The following is a 14,138-nucleotide window of genomic DNA, read 5'->3' on the forward strand; positions in this document are numbered from 1 at the left end:
AGCCGCAGCTTTTAACTTTTTTTTTAACTTGGAGCAAGTTTTTTCTTTTTTTGGATACTTCTCCTTGATCACTTCTATTTTTTGCCAGCAAAATTGATGATGAAATCCGTCATTACTTTGGCACTTTCATCTTTTACAAAGTCAAGATCCATTTTTGGTTGCGGTTTACCCTCTTCCCATGCTGGTTTGCCCTGTAATTTCAATAAAGCATTGATCCGTTCTCTATTTTTCTTGAGATTGTCATCTTTTTCTTTTTTGAATTTATTCAATTCCAGTGAAATTTTAACATCATCATCTTTTTGAGCCTCTTCGATATCTTCTTTTAAATACTTGTATTCAAGGGAATTTTTGATACGCGTCTCGTGCAGTGTTGCGAGCTTATTGTCCACGCCACTCATATCCGCGACTTTTTTGAAGTTGCTCGATTGAATTTGGTCCCAAGGAAGTGCAGATTTTTCCGAACTTTCACCAAATTTCTCAGCCGAGAATTGAGATGGGAATGTAATATCCGGCGTCACCCCTTTGTGTTGCGTACTGCTACCATTGACACGGTAAAATTTACCCAGGGTAATATTGATCTGTCCATATTGTGGAGCACCTTCGGGAGTATCAGGATCCTTCTCGCCCGAAGCTTTGAGTAATAGGCGGCTGGTCGGGCTGATGACACGTGACATATCGATGGCAGATTGTACAGTTCCCTTACCATAACTCTGTGAGCCTAGGATTACCCCTCTGCCGTAGTCTTGAATTGCACCCGCAAAGATTTCAGAAGCCGAGGCCGAGAAACGGTTGATCATTACCCCCAATGGGCCATCCCAAGCTACCCCTGCATTTTTGTCTTCTTCGACATCGATATTATTTTTTGTATCTCTTACTTGTACCACAGGTCCTTTGTCAATAAACAATCCAGTCAGATCAATAGCTTCCGGAAGTGAGCCCCCGCCATTGAAGCGTAGATCAATGAGTACTGCATCTACTTTGGCCTGTTTGAGCGTATCCAGGATTAACCTTACGTCTCTTGTTGTACTTTTATAGTTAGGGTCACGTCTTCTGTATGCTTCAAAGTCCATGTAAAATTTAGGGATATTGATTACCCCCACCTTATACATTTTTCCATCCGTACCTTTGATGTTCATGATCTCCTTTTTAGCAGACTCTTCTTCCACGACGATTTTTTCACGTACGAGCGATACAATACGTGGATGCGAGTTCATCGGTTGCCCTGCAGGAATGATTTTAAGTCGTACGATTGTTCCTTTGGGCCCTTTAATTTTGGCAACAGCGGCATCCAGTCTCCAGCCGATGATATCTTCAAATTCACCATCTTTGCCTTGTGCGACACCGATGATCTTGTCGTTCACCTGAATGGTCTTGTCCTTAAAGATAGGGCCACCAGGGATGATCTCATTGATGCTCACCGCCTCATTGTCGATCATAAGTCTTGCACCAATACCTTCAAAAGTATTTGCCATGCCTTCGTTAAAGGCCTGTGCATACGATGGGTTGAAATACGAAGTGTGCGGATCTACAGCATCAGTCAGCGACTGCATAATGATCTGGAATGCGTCGTTGGAATTGTATTTTTTTGTTTGCGAGATTAAATTCACATAGCGCTTTTTCAATGTCTCCACCTGTTTGGTTTTAGCGCTGTCCGTAGATTTTCCACTCGCTGTTTCCAAGTTTAACAAGTCATACTTCACACGTTTACGCCATTGGTCATTCGCCTCTGCGTCTGTTTTGAACCAGCTTAATTTTTCGCGGTTGGGTTGATAGAATTCGTCTTTGGTAAAGTCATGTGTTTTGTCTATTTCAGAAAGTGCATATTGCATTCTTTCTAAATATCTTTTTTTGTAGACATTAAAGATATGGAAGGCAGCAGAAAGATCGCCATCTTTCATATCTTGGGCAAGATTACTCTTGTAAGCTTGAAATTCATCGATATCCGACTGGAGCAAATAATTTTTGCTTTGGTCCAAACCTTTGATCAGATTATCGTAGATAATTCCAGATATCGAATCATTCATTTTGACCTTCTTGTAGCTCGCATTTTCCAATAATCCAATCACTTCTTTCGCGATGATCTGATGCTGGGTACTCGGCTTGAGGCCGCCATCATCTGGAAGCGCCACCCGTGGTTTTGATCCACAGGAGACAATAGATACCACAAAAAGTGCAAATATGAGTTTCCTAAACATATTTTCGACAGTTTTAATAATCATTTTATAAAAAAAAATTTTCAGCTCTTATTGATAAGCGTGCTAAATTTAGTGAAATTCATAGCACATTAATATAGATTCTAAAAATTTATTTGAATTAACCTTTAATATTTACAAAAAGCTTAAAATACAATTTATTCCTACTTTCGGTTCCTCGGGTGATATTTTGTATGAAAGTCCTAATTGTACAATTCGTTTTTCAGTTGTGTGTAAGCTTTGTATGTCTGGTCGGCTGAAGGATAATCTTTCAGCACCAGGTATACTTCGCCCAATTTGTCCAATATAGCCAATGAAAGCTGTTTGTTATTCTCGTTAGATGCCAATTCCGCCGCCTGGATAAATTCTTTGATGGCGATCTTGTAATTACCATCCTTTTGTTTGGAGGCAGCAAGGAGATATTCGATCTCTGCCAGTTCGCCGCTCAATTTCTTTGCATTGGCCAGGTCACGTGCCTGTAACAAAAACCACTGCGCTTCTGTGTATTTACGCTGGTTAAAATAAATCTCAGCAAGCATCTCCCAGGCGAATATTTTGCCTTCATAAGCTTTTGCTTTATTGAATAGTGGGATAGCACTACGGATAATGTTGTTCTCAGCGGCCTTAAAATTTCCCTGCCCCGCACGTGCCATCGCAATTAACAGCCAGGCATTCGCCTGTTCGACATAGCTTTTGCTTACTGTCGCATGGCTATGGTATTTTTGGGCACTCTCTTCTGCTTTGACAAAGTCACCATGATACAAAAGAAAATTGCTCAAGTTCAGACTGATCGTAGCAATATCATTGGTATTGTCTGTACGATTTGCCAAAGAGAGGGCATCATAGAGAAATTTTGACGCATTGCTGCTATCGTTATTTTTAATAGCAAATAGCGCGGCTTCATTTGCCAGGGCGTAGCCCGCGATCCAATTTTCCGATTTCTTTTGATTTTCGATGGCATTATCCCATGTTGCGGTATTGGGGGGGACAGGATTCATTAGGTACTGAAAATGCCCGATGTTATTGGTGCTTTTCAGTTGCAGCAATAAGCGTTGGAAGAGCAGCTGCCGCTCGATTTTTCTGCTAAAATCCTTTTTATCGCTATAATTCTCCTCAATAATTTCATTTTCAGTCTTTGGCGGTGGCAGGAAATACACCTCCGGACCTATTCCTCTAAAAGAAGCATCGTATTTTTTTATTGCCCCGGTATAATCCTTTGGGGTTTGCTGTGCCCGTACCTTTCCGCTCATTCCAAGGGTTGTGGTTAGGGCTGCCAAAAGCAAGGTCCAGTATTTCGTCATCCTCATGCATTATTACGTCGTAATTAACGTGTAATACAAATATGACGAAAAATTATGTGAAAAAATGTTAAAGTGTTTTTTTGCGTATTGTGTAATTAGTATTGAGCCCCTGCTGGTACAAGCCTGCAGCTTCTCAGCGATACTTAATCAGGATGACTAAAATATTTAGTTATTGTACTGTTTAATTTTTTAAATTTGCGTTATGGCAACACGTATCCCACTTGCAGAACGACTACGTCCACATCAATTGAACGATTATGTAGGGCAACAGCATATCGTCGGTCCTGATGCAGTACTCTATCATGCGATTCAACAAAAGAATATTCCTTCGATGATCTTGTGGGGCCCTCCGGGGGTGGGAAAAACGAGCTTGGCTTTATTGATTGCGAAGGAGTTGGATAGACCTTTTTTCTCTTTGAGTGCCATACAAGCTGGTGTAAAAGATATCCGGGAGGTGATTGACAAGGCCGAACGGCTGATGAATTTTAATCAGGATCAGCCCATTTTGTTTATCGACGAGATCCATCGTTTTTCCAAGTCCCAGCAGGATTCATTATTGGGGGCGGTCGAACGCGGCTTAGTCACACTGATCGGTGCCACCACCGAAAACCCCTCATTTGAGGTGATATCAGCATTGCTTTCCCGTTGCCAGGTCTATGTGCTCGAACATCTGTCCGAGGAGGATCTTATTGGCCTCGTGCAAAAGGCATTGCACGAAGATGAATATCTCCAAAAGCATGATATCGTCGTTGAAGAATATGAAGCGCTATTGCGCTTGTCCGGTGGTGATGCGCGGAAATTATTGAATGTGCTTGAGCTGGTCGTCAATGCGGCAGTACTCCACAAGGAGCCGATTACCAATGCTTTTGTTCTGCGACAAGTGCAGCAGAATATGGCAATCTATGACAAGGCGGGGGAACAGCATTATGATATTATTTCAGCATTTATAAAGTCTATTCGCGGATCCGACCCCAATGCGGCGGTGTATTGGCTAGCCCGCATGATCGAAGGTGGCGAGGATCCATCTTTTATAGCGCGGCGCTTATTGATCTTAGCTTCCGAAGACATTGGCAATTCCAATCCCAATGCGCTCCTGCTGGCCAATAACTGTTTTCAGGCGGTGAATGTAATCGGATGGCCCGAATCACGTATTATCCTATCGCAGACCGTTATTTATCTAGCCACTTCAGTCAAGAGCAATGCCTCCTACGAAGCCATTAACAAGGCACAGGCCCTGGTGAAGCAGACCGGTGATCTGTCCGTTCCCTTACATATTCGTAATGCGCCAACCAAGTTGATGAAAGATCTTAATTATGGTGCCGAATATAAATATGCACATTCCTTTCCCGGGAACTTTGTGGTACAGGAATTTCTACCCAAGGAAGTCAGTGGTGTCAAGTTATACGAACCGGGGCAAAATCCCCAGGAAGAGAAAATCCGCCAGAGCCTACGCGACAAATGGAAGGAGAAGTACAGGTATTAGATTGGAATATTGAGATTCTGGGATTGCAAGCCCGGGCTTACCAAGGATCTTCTATTTTTGACTTCTAGTTGTACGAGCCTAAGGTTCGTAAAAGCAAAGGCGAGCTGTTATAGCTCGCCTATTACAGATATGAGTAAGAAAAATTTATACTTCTGTAGTAGAATTGTTTTTTAAGGCAAAAGTCCTTTTTGGAGGCGAAGCTTTCTTGATGTCACTATCCGCTTCAGTGGATGTAACTTGTTTAGCGCTACTATTTTCTTTTTTTGCGGATTGCAGCATCTTTCTAAAGATCAACAATCCAATGATTCCTATTGAGAGCCAGAGTAAATCCACCAATAGGATATCGTTTGCTCCTGAACGGTACGAGACCCAGACCCAGTTGCCCGTTTTTACACCATTTACAATTGGTATGGCCAAGGCCAATATCGACCCAAGGAGAAGTGTTTCCCGATTCGTTTTGCCGATATTTCGACGAATAACGTAAAAGATTCCCAAAGCCAGCCAGCTGTAGAAATAAACGTGAAATACAAAAGGTTGATCTACTTTCGTAGCCAGTTTAACAGCGATAAACGCCGCTGCTGTTACCGGAAACATGGTTAGACAGGCAGCCATAAATACATTGGCCGCCCAGAAATTGAAGATGCGCTTGCGCTTGGGGATATTGTTTTTACCCCGGGCCACCAACCAGATCAAAATACCTGAAATAATTACAAAACAGCCCATAATACCCAATACAAAGTAGATGATTTTGATCGGGTAGCCCCCAAAATCGGCTAGATGCAAGCGGTAAATGAATCCTTTCACATAATCCAAGTAGGTGCCATTGTCCGCGGCTGATTTCTCAAATAATATCTTATTGTCTGCTACGCGATAGACAATCCGTCCTGAGCCAGCAAAGTTTTTATCGATATTAGCATCATATAACGCAACCACATGCATGCTCCTGTCACCATAATTTTTGATAAAGATGCGGTTCATATGACTGTTGGGCCATTTTTCTTCCAGTTTATCTAAAAAATTGCCCATCTTAAAGCCTGTTGTGAGGGGCTCGTACAAATAGGTGTATTTTGTATTGTCGTTGTATCCAAGTGCAGCATATACCTCGTCTTCCTTACCATCATAAAGGTATTTGCTGAAGGGAATGATAAGAACAGAATTAACGATGAGAACGATACCTGTCAGCGCATACATAAACTGATATGGAAAACCGATTACACCGAGCGCTGTATGCATATCTGTCCATACCGTTTTCCATTTGTTTCCTGGCCTAAACACAAAGAAATTCGATTTTATTTTGTCCCAGTGGAGCATCAGGCCAGATATCAGTGCAAAGAGAAAGATAAATGAAACCAGTCCTGCCAAGGTATAGCCAAAAGGCCGTCCGATATTGATCCCTATCTGGTTGAGCGGTGCCAGGAAATGGAGACGGTACAAAAATTCGCCCATGGTATAGCCGTCGCCATAATCCGATGGCTTTTTCGTTGCCAGGTCATAGCTAAAATACATGGAATCTTCAGCGCCACGTCGCCCCCGACCACGTTTTTTCTTTTTTTCGCCCTTCGCTTCGCTGTCTTTTGTTATACCTTTGGTCTTTTGGGCAGCAATTAATTTCGCTTTATTCGCAACTATGGTATCCTGGGAGGCTCCGATATTGACATAGCTTGCATGGCCATTATGCTGCATATAGAAGGCGATATCTCTTCCCTTAAGTTCTTTGACCTGGTTTATGGAGTCTAGGAGATGATCAAAAACCAGGTTTCGGTAAGTTCCCCCTTTGTCCGACTCATTTTTCTGCCAGGCATTGATTTCATTTTTAAAAAATGAAAAAGATCCGGCAAAGAAAATTACATACAAAATGGCGCAGATGATTATCCCTGAGATGGTATGCGTATTGAAATAGATATTATAACGTCTTAGATTCATGATAAGGGAGATTAGAGGTAAATAAAGATGCCATAGAACACAGCAATCAAAAACAGATAGATACCCCATATCAGCCAGCCGTTTTTAGAAAGAAAGGCGGCAAGCAATAATATTCCCCAGGCGATAAAACCCGTCACATAAGCTGTGATCAATATGTCCGTTTTATCAAATAGTTTCGTCAGACAGAGGTGCATGTAAAGCATCACAAAATAACCACCAAAGAATCCCGCGGTTATTTTTAGGAAGCGTTGGAATGGACTGCTTAGATATTTTTTATTGGCGGGCATGGTTCAGAAGATGATTGTTTCAAAAAAGAGAGCAATTAGAAAAACAACAGTAATTTGTTTCCACTGGAAATAGCGGTAAGGCCATAAAAGCACGATAAGGCTAAAAAATCCCATCACATAAGCGCCAAAGGCAAGTGTTCCTGAGAGGGTACCTTGTAAATACATGGTCCATAGCCACGAAATACTGAGCAGGACAATAGCTAGTATCCTTGAGCGGCTTTTGTCATTCACCAACGTTAACAGTGCTGATGAACCATGCTGTATCTTGACCTTTTCCGAGGAACCGTACCAGAAAAAGCTGCCAGCAAAAATAGCCAGGAGTAAAAATGTATACATAATGAGGTCTGTTAATTTATACATATACCCAATATGCTATGTATTGGCATATCGGGTATGTAATTGTCCGTATAAAAAAGATTAGTCTAAATGTTCGATTGCGGTAATCGAGCCACCTTCAACTTCTAGGCCTGTTGTAGCGGTAGCTGCTGTTGCATCGATCTTATATACATAGCTCTTACCTGATTTTAGGTTCACCCCGATATAGCCAATTTTGCCATCTTTCTTACTGTAATTGTTCCGTTGAGTAAATGATTTTATTTCACTCGCATTTGGTAATCCGGTGACAGTTTTAAATGTTTTATCTACCACGTTTACTGCTGCGATGGTTGTTTCGGCACTATAACTACCGTCGGATTGTTTCTTTTTGGAGCTCACAATGAAATTGTTTCCGCCGACATAGGTCCAGTTAACGATGTTGTAACCGCCAGAAATCTCAGTGACATTAAAGAAATAGTTTTTGTCAAATTCAGTTGTACCTGATGATATCTTTAAAATAGCCGAGGGATTAGTTGTTGTGATTTCAGATTTTGTAGGGTCATCTTTTCTTTTTGAAGTGGCATTGGCTGCAGAGAATGCATAAATATCACCATTCTCTACGGTTCCCAAACCATTGGTGAAGTATTGGCCGATATAGCTGGTACGCTCATCCGTAAAAACTTTTTCAAGCTTCATATCCGGATAAGAAAATACAGCAACCCAAGCTTTGTTAGGGTATTTTGTTGTAAAAGAAGAACTTTCTATACAGAAGAAAGGCGCATAGACTTTATTACCTACTTGTGTCAACCAGCTGAAATATCCTATTTCACCATTGTTGGCCAATTCGAGTGCATTCATCGAACCTTCCCCTACGATAGAGAGGCTATTGGTATTTACTCGGTACCAAGTATGGGTTGGGGTAGCTAGGTTTCTTGACATTTTGGCCATTAGCACATCATCATTAACGGCTGCAAATGCTGCTACAGTTTCCGACTGAAAATTCGTTAGTTTCTTCAGTTTACCATTTTCGAGGTTGTAGGCTGTCACAGCTCCAGGGTTACCCTGTCCGTATAAAAAGCTAAAAAACTTGTTGTTTGTCGATAAATAGTATCTCCAAGTGCCATCTTGCTCAATACCATTTCCTATGATGGAAACTTTGCCATCATCAAGCGAGTTGGATGTTACTAAATAGTCAGCTACCCCGGTGCTCGCAATAGGTGTCACGGCAACAATATATTTTCCTACACCCGGGGTAGGATCAGGGTCTACTGGATTGGGGTTTTCACTTTTGGAGCAAGATGTTATTAAGATAGCTGCTGCTAAGACTGATAATAATGATTTTGTTTTCATGTTTAAAATATTATGCGTTATTATTTATTGAAAAAGTAGCGTAAGTTAAGATAGAAACCACGGCTTGGTTTCTGTAAACTAAAGTTATCAACCAGACGGTTGTCTGTTAGGTTTTTACCTTCAAAGGCAATATTGTAGCGTCCGTTGGCGATGGAGTAGACGACATTCCCGTCCAGGGCCATTTGCATAGGAATCTGTCTTTTTGCGGACTCCTCATCAGTGCCTCCCAAAAGTGGCCAGTAAAGCCAGAAGCGATGTACATATTGTAGGCTCCCGCCGAACGTTAATTTATTGTCCTTACCACCAAAATCATAGAGAGTGACCGCAGCATTTAGGTTCCCAAAGAGGTACGGAATATTCGGCATTGTTTTTTTGTACAATGGACTTATGCCCGTATAATCGGGTTCATACTTCTGTGTATTGACAACGGACTGATAGGTCATATTAAGCCCCGCTGTAAACCAGTTGCTATGTGAATAGTGCAAGTCCATGTCACCGCCGATGGATCGGACCCCATCTCTATTGTCGGAGATATATTTGGTTTGGTTGTTATTGAGCCTTTGGTAGATAAAATTGTCCGCATTTCGATAAAATGCATTCGCCATTAAGGAAAAACGATTGGCAGCATTCAATGCAAAATCGTAATTTATGCCGAGGTTAAAATTATTGCTGTTTTCAGGTTTTAGCGCAAAATTTCCTTCATAGTTCTCCACGTCGCCAAACAGTTCATCCGGGGTAGGCATCCGCACAGTCAATTCATACGAGCCCTTCAGCTGGAAGGAGGGTGTAAAGTAATAGGCTAGCGCTGTTCCATAGCCCCATTTTGATAAGTTTTTGACAATCTCGTTAGCTCCGTTTACATTATGTTGGTGGTAATTTTTTACGAAAGCATTGACGCTATAGCGATCTCTTACATCGTATTGATAACCGAAAGTCAACACATTTTTTTGGCTAAGTTTTGCCCGCTCCAAAGAAGCATTTTGAGGGTTTACTTCATCGTTTCCCATTCGTTTAAAGCTGTTGAACACATCCGTAATGGACAAGCTATGGTTTTCGGAAAGTTTATAGTTTAAAATAGCATTGGCAACAGCGAGATTATTCTTGTATTTGTACATGGAATAGGAGCTTTCCCCGCCCTTTCCGGGGACATACTTCCGATTGCCATACCAGTCAAACCGCGCATATACGGTATCAATATTCTGTTCGGTACCGACGTTGATATTACCATTTAGTGTCAGGTCCAGACCTTTTACAAATAAATCAGACTTCTTATATTTGACCGTTGGCATTACCGTAGTGCCTCTGCGGTGCCAGCCACCAAATGGAGTTTCCATCCGGGCTCCTGTCTGAATTTCTTTGTAACTTTTACCCAATACAATTCCAAAAAGTAACTTATCCGCGTACGGCTTATTGACCACACCTATATTTGCAATCAGGGATTCGTTGTGATAGGTGTCATGGAATCTTTTTACTTTAACCCCTTCTTTATACTGCTGTGTGTTGAGGTCTGCGACATCTACTGTAACCTTATAATTATTGTCGGAATAGTTTTGAAAAGCATTCAGTTGAAAGAAAAATCCACCTTTTGTGGTATGTGCAGCATTAATTACTGTTCGGTGCGTATTGAAGGAGCCAAAGGAATAGGAGGCATCCACATAACTTTTAAACCGGTCTCCCGTTACAATATTGACGGCACCGCCCAGTGCGTCAGAACCCAGCCATACAGGTACGACACCTTTATAAACCTCTATACGTTCAGCAATATTGATGGGGATATTGTTGATCTGAAAAGCTGAACCAAAATTTTCCATTGGTATACCGTCAATAAAATATCGGACCTGGCTTCCATTGAAACCATTCAGCATTAGGTTGAAGTTGGAGCCCACGCCCCCGGACTCACGTACACGTACACCTGCCACCTGATCAAGTGCGCTTGAGATGTTCAGTGTTGTATTATAAAGCTTGGTTGCATCTACCGCAGTTACATTGAAAGCCTGCCGGTTCACTTCCTGCGCTTTTGTGCGCCCATATACTTCCACCTGATCAATTTCTTTTTGATCCGATACCAGTTCAAAGTCGAAGGTATTTTCGCCTGCTTTTAAGACAATAGTTTTCGTTGTATTTCGATAGCCTACTGCAGAAGCCGTTATTGTAACGTTTTTTTGGCTAATGTTTTTGATTTCATAATACCCTGTTTCATCTGTTGACGAGTATATGTTTCCTATGCGTATGGTTGAAGCCGCAATTCCCTGTTGGGCTGTGGTTTTGACATACCCTTTTAATGATGCTGTAAATTGTTGTGCCTGTACGGTACATGCGATAAGAAGAAGGAAAAAGACACTTTGGTATTTGATGTTTTTCATGTATAAATTGATCGTCTGATCTGATTTGTGAGTTTTAAACGTGTTAATAAATATCAATATTTATTTAGATTTATTATAAACAATGCAAATGTAAGAATAATCTCCAGACAGACAAATGGAATTGTTAAAAAATGTAATCCGAATTCCTCAATTGCACATGCCTATCCCGGAAATTTTGTGAATCAGGAATTTCTGCCCAAAGAAGTTAGTGGCGTATGCCGCTACAAAATCTCGATTCTCAATACTGACTACTCAATACTAATATTTATATTTGTTATACAAATTGCTTCAATATATGAACATAGTGCCTCTACAGCAAGTAGGACGTTGGGCAGCGATAGCGCTGATCGGACTTACTATACTCTCCTGTAAAAAGGATCATCCTGAGCCCGAACCGGAGCCCGAACCGACTGACCGTACCGAAGGTCAGCTTATTAAAGACGATATTTATAAATATTATAAGCTTTATTCTGTATGGGCGGACGGATCTATTCCAGATCATTTAAATAATCCAGCACAGTATACCGATCAATATAACTCGGCCAGTAGCGTGCTCGATGCGCTCAAGAGGCTGACACCAGTCCATGTTGCGGCAGGCTATGCCGGCGTATTCGACCGCTTTTCCTTTATGGAAGGGATCAACGGTTACAATATTGCGGGGGAGGCCAGTACAAAGATGGATAACAATGAGGGGTATGGCATTTCTGTCCAGTGGTTTTCGGTAGATAAAGGACTTACTGCCCAGCCTTATATTTCCTTTGTCGAAGGCGGATCCCCTGCGCAGGTGGCTGGATTTAAGCGAGCCGATATCATTACATCGGTCAATAATGACACGGAAAATTATTCAGTAGAAGTCAGCTGTCCAGACGAAGGCGGGACCTGCGAAGTGAAAGACCCTGCGGCGTATAGCCGATTAAGAGGTAAGATCAATTCAGCATTGGATGGGACAAGTCTTACGCTCCAGGTGAAGCGTGCGGATAATAAGGTTTTTGAAAAACCAATGAGCTATGGTAACTCCTATGTGATCAATCCGATCTACAAGGATACCATATATACCTATAGCGGCAACAACATTGGTTATTTGGCTCTTTCTTCCTTTGAAGAGATTGAAAATAACAATCAGAACCAGAAAAATATCAACGCTGCCTTTGCTGCTTATGAGACCAAACAGATCAAAAGCCTCATCGTTGATCTGCGATACAATGGTGGTGGGTATGTGGATGCTGCTATTTATGTTGCGGATAAGATCGGCGGAGCCAAGACCAAAGGGAAGCTGATGCTGACTTACGAGATGAATAAGTATATGCAATCTGATGCTGCCAAGACCTTAAGAGATCAATTGCATATGTATGACACCTACTTTGAGGGACTCAGTACGCTAAATCTCAATAAAGTTTATTTCTTGGTGAGTGAGGAGACCGCGTCTGCAGCCGAGATGCTGATCAATGTGCTTACACCACACCTTCCCGTACAGATTATCGCCACCGAATCGAGGACCTATGGCAAGCCAGTTGGTTTTTTTGAGCAGAAAGTTCAGAATAAAGTATCCTATTGGCCAGCTTCATTTATTCTGAAAAATTCACGGGGAAATCTTGGCGAAAAATATAACAAGGGTACTGACCGAGACCTGCGTGATTATTGGGACGGCCTCGTTCCGGATCAGTCTGGTATCGGTGATGATGTGTCAGCCGGTGTGGGAGATCCTAAGGAAAGCATGCTGGCAACAGCCCTAGCTGATGCTGCGCCGACAAGCGGAACGCGGGCAGCATTACGAAGTATTTCTTCCCGCACGATCCAAACAGTGGAGCAAGGAAAAATGCATACCAGGCCCGAGCGTGGTATGATCAAGACAAAGAGCAGATAAATTTATCGTTCTTTCTTTTCGTGTCCAAAACATTAAAAAAGGTCAGTAGATAACAATCTACTGACCTTTTTTAATAAAAACGCTTTATACAAACCAAGCTTGCGAGCCCGGGATGATGTTACGCGCTAGCAAATAGGAATGAATGGCACAGCTCAGCTGCGGCAGCATCCGGTAAACATTGTAAATAGCCTACTTGCACTTCGGCAACAATTTTTTCTAGGATAGTATTCATCCCAGCAAAGAGATCTTTATTCCAGCGGATGGCAGTACAGCTCGGGAGCACCGCAATAAAACCCTTGAGGTCAGGCTGCCAAGTAAATGTATTGGCCGGGGCCTGTTGTAGCCTTACAAAAGCTTTGAGGGGCAGTCGTTCATTTTTATAACAAGGTGTTTTGCCGCTCCAAGGCGTTCCATAGATAAATATACCATCACTTGTTACGCGGACAGCCGGATTATCATCATTTAACAGTACCGTGTTGGGAATATGAGTTTGCCAGAGTCTGCTGTGCGTGCTTTTTCCAGTTCCACTTTTACCTAGAAAAGCAACTCCCTTTCCCTGATGGTTGACTACAGAGGCATGGATCATAATGGTATCATGCGAAAGACTGGCCTGACCAAATATCATCATGGACATCCAGGTAATCACAGCGCTCTGTTCATCCGCTGAGCTATCCGGGACATAGATCGTAGATTCGTCAAAGTTGCGGTTGCTGTACTGGTACCATGTCCCATTGCCCTTCTCATTTACAATGGTCGTAATAAATGTATCCCTCTTTTCATAAAAGCGAAACCGATCACCCCAGGCAATAGAGTCATCCGTGCGTAATACACCCATGTCGGCTGTTGCAGGTGCCTCTTCCACACTGATATTAATGACAATGTCAGCTTTATCATCCGTCGTAGGGATCTGAAAATCCCGAAAGGAGAGGAGGATCGTATGGAGCGGGATATTCGTTGGATGGTTAAAATCCAAAATTAAGTCTGCGATACGGTAGCGGGTTTGAGCGAACTCAAGTGATTTCGTTATATTCATGTTCAGTACATATTGATTACTTCGTGA

At 42.1% G+C, this 14,138-nt stretch carries 10 protein-coding genes; 2 read left to right on the plus strand and 8 right to left on the minus strand.

Features of this window, described 5'->3' with window-relative positions; genetic code table 11:
* Positions 1-74: 74 nt before the first annotated feature.
* Positions 75-2,195, minus strand: coding sequence for a carboxy terminal-processing peptidase (locus HPC41_RS05475; protein ID WP_172393042.1), 2,121 nt, complete (start codon positions 2,193-2,195; stop codon positions 75-77).
* Between the two features lie 200 nt (positions 2,196-2,395).
* Entirely contained in the window at positions 2,396-3,493 is a 1,098-nt protein-coding gene (locus HPC41_RS05480) for a tetratricopeptide repeat protein (protein WP_172393043.1), read from the minus strand.
* 202 nt (positions 3,494-3,695) lie between these two features.
* Between HPC41_RS05480 and HPC41_RS05485 the strand changes: the two genes are divergently transcribed.
* Entirely contained in the window at positions 3,696-4,976 is a 1,281-nt protein-coding gene (locus tag HPC41_RS05485; protein ID WP_172393044.1) for a replication-associated recombination protein A, read from the plus strand.
* A gap of 144 nt (positions 4,977-5,120) precedes the next feature.
* Here the strand turns inward: HPC41_RS05485 and HPC41_RS05490 are convergent, their stop codons facing one another.
* The 5 genes from HPC41_RS05490 to HPC41_RS05510 form a co-directional block, all read right to left on the minus strand.
* Positions 5,121-6,899, minus strand: coding sequence for a PepSY-associated TM helix domain-containing protein (locus tag HPC41_RS05490; protein ID WP_172393045.1), 1,779 nt, complete (start codon positions 6,897-6,899; stop codon positions 5,121-5,123).
* A gap of 11 nt (positions 6,900-6,910) precedes the next feature.
* Positions 6,911-7,186: a hypothetical protein gene (locus tag HPC41_RS05495; RefSeq protein WP_172393046.1), complete on the minus strand. Its 276-nt coding sequence runs from the start codon at positions 7,184-7,186 to the stop codon at positions 6,911-6,913.
* Positions 7,187-7,189: 3 nt separating this feature from the next.
* Positions 7,190-7,522, minus strand: a complete 333-nt coding sequence (locus HPC41_RS05500; RefSeq protein ID WP_172393047.1) for a hypothetical protein — start codon at positions 7,520-7,522, stop codon at positions 7,190-7,192.
* Between the two features lie 81 nt (positions 7,523-7,603).
* Positions 7,604-8,851: a DUF4374 domain-containing protein gene (locus HPC41_RS05505; RefSeq protein WP_172393048.1), complete on the minus strand. Its 1,248-nt coding sequence runs from the start codon at positions 8,849-8,851 to the stop codon at positions 7,604-7,606.
* Positions 8,852-8,871: 20 nt separating this feature from the next.
* Positions 8,872-11,214, minus strand: coding sequence for a TonB-dependent receptor (locus tag HPC41_RS05510; RefSeq protein ID WP_172393049.1), 2,343 nt, complete (start codon positions 11,212-11,214; stop codon positions 8,872-8,874).
* Between the two features lie 295 nt (positions 11,215-11,509).
* On the opposite strand from HPC41_RS05510, the gene HPC41_RS05515 reads away from it, so the two are divergent.
* Positions 11,510-13,078 carry a S41 family peptidase gene (locus HPC41_RS05515; RefSeq protein WP_172393050.1) on the plus strand — a complete coding sequence of 523 codons (1,569 nt, stop codon included), beginning with the start codon at positions 11,510-11,512 and terminating at the stop codon, positions 13,076-13,078.
* A 118-nt stretch (positions 13,079-13,196) separates the two neighbouring features.
* Here the strand turns inward: HPC41_RS05515 and HPC41_RS05520 are convergent, their stop codons facing one another.
* Entirely contained in the window at positions 13,197-14,111 is a 915-nt protein-coding gene (locus HPC41_RS05520; RefSeq protein WP_172393051.1) for a hypothetical protein, read from the minus strand.
* Positions 14,112-14,138 lie beyond the last annotated feature (27 nt).

Origin of the sequence: Sphingobacterium prati (genome assembly GCF_013167215.1) — a bacterium.
In the GTDB taxonomy this organism is placed as follows: domain Bacteria; phylum Bacteroidota; class Bacteroidia; order Sphingobacteriales; family Sphingobacteriaceae; genus Sphingobacterium; species Sphingobacterium prati.

Bases quoted from the DNA above. Each gene is read 5' to 3' on its own strand.
- HPC41_RS05510 (WP_172393049.1), bottom strand. From the start codon at position 11,214: ATGAAAAACATCAAATACCAAAGTGTCTTTTTCCTTCTTCTTATCGCA.
- HPC41_RS05500 (WP_172393047.1), bottom strand. From the start codon at position 7,522: ATGTATACATTTTTACTCCTGGCTATTTTTGCTGGCAGCTTTTTCTGG.
- HPC41_RS05475 (WP_172393042.1), bottom strand. From the start codon at position 2,195: ATGTTTAGGAAACTCATATTTGCACTTTTTGTGGTATCTATTGTCTCC.
- HPC41_RS05505 (WP_172393048.1), bottom strand. From the start codon at position 8,851: ATGAAAACAAAATCATTATTATCAGTCTTAGCAGCAGCTATCTTAATA.
- HPC41_RS05515 (WP_172393050.1), top strand. From the start codon at position 11,510: ATGAACATAGTGCCTCTACAGCAAGTAGGACGTTGGGCAGCGATAGCG.
- HPC41_RS05495 (WP_172393046.1), bottom strand. From the start codon at position 7,186: ATGCCCGCCAATAAAAAATATCTAAGCAGTCCATTCCAACGCTTCCTA.
- HPC41_RS05485 (WP_172393044.1), top strand. From the start codon at position 3,696: ATGGCAACACGTATCCCACTTGCAGAACGACTACGTCCACATCAATTG.
- HPC41_RS05480 (WP_172393043.1), bottom strand. From the start codon at position 3,493: ATGACGAAATACTGGACCTTGCTTTTGGCAGCCCTAACCACAACCCTT.
- HPC41_RS05490 (WP_172393045.1), bottom strand. From the start codon at position 6,899: ATGAATCTAAGACGTTATAATATCTATTTCAATACGCATACCATCTCA.
- HPC41_RS05520 (WP_172393051.1), bottom strand. From the start codon at position 14,111: ATGAATATAACGAAATCACTTGAGTTCGCTCAAACCCGCTACCGTATC.